Genomic DNA, 4,757 nt, shown 5'->3' on the forward strand with positions numbered 1-4,757 from the left:
CGACGGCGGAGTCGGCGCGCGCAGACGTCCCGCCGGCGCCCAGCCCGAGCAGCACGGCGGCAGCGGTCACCGTGGCGGCGGCGGGCGCGAATGTTCCTGGCTCGGCGCGGGAGAACATCGGGGGGTCCCTTCGATCGTCGTAGCGAACCTCATCGTCACCCGACGGGCGGCGCCCCGGCCAGAGGAAACCTGAGAACTCCTTGGAATTGGGCCCAAGTCGAAGGGTGGGGTTGAGCCTTGCGTGCCCGTCACGGCCGGACGCTCCGCTGCCGCGGCCGGGTGCGGCCGCGGCCGCGGCGATCAGAATGTGAAACGTACCGTCCACATCTTTGACACCGACGTTCCGCTGCGCCACCCTTGACCCGTGCGGAAGTTCCTTCTCGTAGTTTGTCAGCGTGTCGGCTGAGCCCTTCGCTCATCACCCGGCACGCTCCCTCGCCTGCAGCTCGCAGCGGGGGTTTTTTTCTGCGTCCGTACCACCAACCGTCAACGAAGAGAGGTAGAGATGCCCGACGATTCACCGACAGTCCTGACCGGGGCCCAGGCCCTGGTGGAGTCACTGGAGCGGGTCGGCGTCGAGGTCGTCTTCGGCATCCCCGGCGGCGCCATCCTCCCCGCCTACGACCCGCTGTACGACTCGAAGGTGCGGCACATCCTCGTCCGCCACGAGCAGGGCGCGGGCCACGCCGCCCAGGGCTACGCGATGGTCACGGGCAAGGTGGGCGTGTGCATGGCGACGTCGGGTCCGGGTGCGACCAACCTGGTCACCGCGATCGCCGACGCCTACATGGACTCGGTGCCGATCGTGGCGATCACCGGCCAGGTCGCCAGCAAGTCGATCGGGACCGACGCCTTCCAGGAGGCAGACATCCGCGGCATCACCTTCCCGATCACCAAGCACAGTTTCCTGGTCACCGACGTCGCCGACATCCCGCACGCCGTCGCCGCGGCGTTCCACATCGCGGCGACCGGACGCCCGGGGCCGGTGCTGGTCGACATCGCCAAGGACGCGCTGTCGGCCTCGACCGAGTTCGTCTGGCCGGACGAACTCGACCTGCCCGGTTACCACCCGGTCTCCAAGCCGCACAGCAAGCAGTTGCGCGAAGCCGCGCGGCTGATCACCGAGGCGAAGCGTCCCGTGTTGTACGTGGGCGGCGGGGTGGTCAAGGCCCGGGCTTTCGACGGGCTCGCAGAACTCGTCCGGATCACCAGGATCCCCGTGGTCACGACGCTGATGGCGCGCGGGGCGTTCCCGGACAGCGACGAACTGAACATGGGCATGCCCGGCATGCACGGCTCGGTGGCCGCGGTCGGCGCGCTGCAGCGTTCGGACCTCCTGATCACGCTCGGGGCGCGCTTCGACGACCGGGTCACGGGCAGGCTCGACTCGTTCGCGCCGGACGCCAAGGTGATTCACGCCGACATCGACCCCGCCGAGATCTCGAAGAACCGGGTGGCGGACGTGCCGATCGTCGGCGACCTCGCCGAGGTGATCGCCGAGCTGAACAGCCTGCTCCGCAACGCCGACATCCCGGACTACTCCGAGTGGGCGCACTACCTCTCCGGGCTCAGGGCCAAGTACGTGCTGGAGCCGGAACCCCTACAGGAGGAGTTGCTCAGCCCCGAATACGTGATCAAGCGGATCGGCGAGATCGCCGGGCCGGAGGCGACCTTCGTCGCGGGGGTCGGCCAGCACCAGATGTGGGCTGCCCACCTGCTGCCGCACGAGCGGCCGACCCGCTGGCTGAACTCCGGCGGCGCCGGAACCATGGGCTACTGCGTGCCGGCGGCCATGGGCGCCCAGGTCGGGCGTCCGGGAGAGGTCGTCTGGGGCATCGACGGCGACGGCTGTTTCCAGATGACCAACCAGGAGCTGGTGACCTGCGCGCTGGAGGGCATCCCGATCAAGATCGCCGTGATCAACAACCGCAGCCTGGGCATGGTGCGCCAGTGGCAGACCCTGTTCTACGGGGAGCGCTACTCCAACACGAACCTGAAGACCCACCTGGTGCCCGACTTCCCCAAACTGGCCGAGGCCATGGGGGCGGTCGGACTGCGCGCCACCAGCGTCGAGGACGTGGACCGCGTGATCAACGAGGCGATGGCGATCAACGACCGTCCGGTGGTGGTCGAGTTCGTGGTGCACAAGGACGCGATGGTGTGGCCGATGGTTGCGGCCGGCACCAGTAACGACGACATCAAGATCGCTCGGGACCTGGCTCCCGACTGGGACGAGGAGGCCTTGTGAACACGCACACCCTGAGCGTGCTGGTGGAGAACAAACCCGGCGTGCTCGCCCGGATCGCCGGCCTGTTCGCCCGCCGCGGCTACAACATCGAGTCGCTCGCCGTCGGGCCCACGGAGAACGACGAGTTCTCCCGGATCACCGTGCAGGTGGCCGTCGACAGCCAGCTGGTGCTCGAGCAGATCGTCAAGCAGCTCAACAAGCTCGTCGAGGTGCTCAAGATCGTCGAACTCGAGGACGCGGCGGCCGTGCGGCGCGAACTGGTCCTGATCAAGGTGAAGGCCGACCCGGCGACCCGCAGCCAGATCATCGAGATCGTCCAGCTGTTCCGCGGCAAGACCGTGGACGTCCACAACGACTCGATGACCATCGAGGCCACCGGCTCGCCTGACAAACTGGACGCCCTGCTGGAGATGCTCAAGCCCTACGGCGTCCGCGAGCTCGTCCAGTCGGGCCTGGTGGCACTGGCCCGGGGCAGCCGAGCGCTGTCCGATCGTGCCAAGATCGAGAAGACCCGTCCGGCCGCATGGCTGGCCAACTAGGTACCAACAAGGTAAGGAAGCACACGCAGATGGCACAGATGTTCTACGACGACGACGCCGACCTGGCGGTCATCCAGGGTCGCAACGTCGCGGTGATCGGCTACGGCAGCCAGGGCCACGCGCACGCGCTGAGCCTGCGCGACTCCGGTGTCGACGTCCGGGTCGGCCTTCGCGAGGGGTCGAAGAGCTGGGCGAAGGCCGAGGCGGAGGGCCTTCGGGTGGTCACCCCGGCGCAGGCGGCCGAGGAGGCCGACCTGATCATGGTGCTGGCGCCCGACCAGGTGCAGCGGCACCTCTACGCCGAGGCGATCGAGCCCAACCTCGTCCCCGGTGACGCGCTGTTCTTCGCCCACGGGTTCAACATCCGCTACGGCTACATCCAGCCGCCGGCCGGCGTCGACGTGTGCATGGTCGCGCCCAAGGGGCCGGGCCACCTCGTGCGTCGGGAGTACTCCGAGGGACGCGGCGTCCCTGTCATCGTCGCGGTCGAGAAGGACGAGACCGGCAATGCCTGGCCGCTGGCGCTGAGCTACGCCAAGGCGATCGGCGGGCTGCGGGCCGGCGGTATCAAGACCACCTTCACCGAGGAGACCGAGACCGACCTGTTCGGCGAGCAGTCCGTGCTGTGCGGCGGCATGTCCGCGCTGGTGCAGACCGGGTTCGAGGTGCTCACCGAGGCGGGTTACCAGCCGGAGGTCGCCTACTTCGAGTGCCTGCACGAGCTCAAGCTGATCGTGGACCTGATGTACGAGGGTGGCATCGCCAAGCAGCGCTGGTCGATCTCCGACACCGCCGAGTTCGGCGACTACGTGTCCGGGCCGCGGATCATCGACGCCTCGGTGAAGGAGCGGATGAAGGACGTGCTGGCCGACATCCAGTCCGGCGCGTTCGCCAAGCACTTCATCGATGATCAGGACGCCGGCGCCCCGGAGTTCAAGGCCCTGCGCGCGAAGGCCGAGCAGCACCCGATCGAGGCCACGGGTCGCGAACTGCGTGGCCTGATGGCCTGGGTGAAGAGCCATGACGACGACTACGTCGAGGGCACCGCAGCGCGCTGAACCCGATCGTCGACGTGCGCCGTACCCCCACCGGGTGCGGCGCACGTCAGCGTTCGGCTGCGGACAATGACCCGGGGTGCAGCTTCCGCCCGTGCTGGTCACCGCCGAACCGCCGAAGCGCCTTCGGGCGCTTCCCTCTGAGGACGCTCGATCCTCGCCTTGCTCCCGAAAGGCGGCCGTGCTCCCCCAATTGGGGGGGCAAGGCCGCCTTTCGGGAGCAAACGCGAGGTGGCCGGAGGCGGTCGCCTCGCTACGCTGTCGGCATGGTGCAGCCGCCTGACGAACCCCGCTGGCCGACCTATCCCGGCCCGGAGCAGGTTCCTGCGCCGACGGGACCGGCCCCCGCCGTCCCGGCTCCCCGCCCGCCGCTGGCCGGCGCCGTCGTGCGACCCGGCTCCTCGCCGCAGGATCCGCTGCGGATCGCGGCAGGCGCCAGCGGGGTGAAGAAGTTCGGACGCTGGCTGGTTCCGCCCTACCTGTCGGTGCACGGCGACCTCGGCAGCGTCCGGCTCGACTTCCAGCTCGCGCAATCCGGCTCCCCGGTGATCCGCGCCCACGTCTCCGGGGGCGTCGGCTCGATCCTGATCGTCGTGCCGCAGGGGTGGGGCGTCCAGCTCGACCGGCTCAGTCCCGGGATCGGCTCGCTGAAGTCCGAGGTCGCGGAGGAGCCGACAGGCAACAGCCCCGTCCTGGTGCTGTCGGGATCGCTGGCCGTGGGTAGCCTGCGCGTCCGCTACCCGCGCGGCTCGGACCGACGCGCGGCCCGCCGCTGGCTGGCCAGAGAGCAGAAGCAGCTCCGCTGAGCCCGGCGCCTTCTCGTCCGGCTCTCGCGTCCTGTCGTCTGTTTGCTCCCGAAAGGCGGCCTTGCACCCGCAATTCGGGGAGCACGGCCGCCTTTCGGGAGCAAGCGCC

The 4,757-nt window shown here is 69.2% G+C and carries 4 protein-coding genes; all 4 read left to right on the plus strand.

From position 1 onward, the window contains the following. Positions 1-505 precede the first annotated feature (505 nt). The 4 genes from QM633_RS03345 to QM633_RS03360 all read left to right on the plus strand — a co-directional run bounded on the left by QM633_RS03345 (position 506) and on the right by QM633_RS03360 (position 4,648). The gene (locus QM633_RS03345; protein WP_415152311.1) at positions 506-2,248 is read left to right on the plus strand and encodes an acetolactate synthase large subunit; all 1,743 of its coding nucleotides are present in this window, start codon (positions 506-508) and stop codon (positions 2,246-2,248) included. Then, a complete protein-coding gene (gene ilvN, locus QM633_RS03350) occupies positions 2,245-2,787 on the plus strand; it encodes an acetolactate synthase small subunit (RefSeq protein WP_415152312.1) in 543 nt (180 codons plus the stop codon). The genes QM633_RS03345 and ilvN overlap by 4 nt, the downstream gene beginning before the upstream one ends. Positions 2,788-2,816: 29 nt before the next feature. Beyond that, complete coding sequence (gene ilvC / locus QM633_RS03355) at positions 2,817-3,845, plus strand: ketol-acid reductoisomerase (RefSeq protein ID WP_415152313.1); 1,029 nt, start codon at positions 2,817-2,819, stop codon at positions 3,843-3,845. 263 nt (positions 3,846-4,108) lie between these two features. Beyond that, entirely contained in the window at positions 4,109-4,648 is a 540-nt protein-coding gene (locus tag QM633_RS03360) for a hypothetical protein (RefSeq protein ID WP_415152314.1), read from the plus strand. The last annotated feature ends 109 nt before the right edge of the window (positions 4,649-4,757 follow it).

It is taken from the genome of Propionicimonas sp., assembly GCF_047606205.1.
GTDB lineage: Bacteria > Actinomycetota > Actinomycetes > Propionibacteriales > Propionibacteriaceae > Propionicimonas.

What these genes read in the sequence shown, in the direction of transcription:
- QM633_RS03345 (WP_415152311.1), top strand. Translation starts at nt 506, where the DNA reads ATGCCCGACGATTCACCGACAGTCCTGACCGGGGCCCAGGCCCTGGTG.
- ilvC (WP_415152313.1), top strand. Translation starts at nt 2,817, where the DNA reads ATGGCACAGATGTTCTACGACGACGACGCCGACCTGGCGGTCATCCAG.
- QM633_RS03360 (WP_415152314.1), top strand. Translation starts at nt 4,109, where the DNA reads ATGGTGCAGCCGCCTGACGAACCCCGCTGGCCGACCTATCCCGGCCCG.